General features: G+C 61.8%; 1 protein-coding gene. It reads right to left on the bottom strand.

Translation table 11 applies throughout. From position 1 onward, the window contains the following. On the bottom strand, positions 1-325 hold a 325-nt coding region (locus RBH18_RS44005), incomplete at both ends, for a hypothetical protein (protein ID WP_306216466.1).

The following is a 325-nucleotide window of genomic DNA, read 5'->3' as shown; positions in this document are numbered from 1 at the left end:
CAACGGCGTCATTACGTCCGAGGAGGGCGCGGCTCTGCTCAACTAGATAGTTAAGCGTGTCTCGATGTTCGGTGAAAACGATGATCTTTCGTCGGCTGCCGTCCGCCTCGTACATCGACATGTCGTCGAGAAGAAGGCTGCGCAGCTCGGTCCACTTCTTATCGGTGCCGGAGAGGCGTACCCGGCGGGCGAGCTGCTCCAGGTCGGCCAGGACACCGATTTCTGTGTCCAGTTCGGCGATCGTCCGCGCAGCGGTGGCCGCGTCGACGACGCCGTCTTCGAGTTCCTCGCGCTCTTCCTCGGTGAGTTCCTCGAAGCTGTCGTC

Source organism: Actinoplanes oryzae (assembly GCF_030757795.1).
In the GTDB taxonomy this organism is placed as follows: Bacteria; Actinomycetota; Actinomycetes; order Mycobacteriales; family Micromonosporaceae; genus Actinoplanes.
The sequence above is the reverse complement of the archived record's forward strand: the minus strand, read 5'-3'. Positions and strand labels throughout refer to the sequence as shown.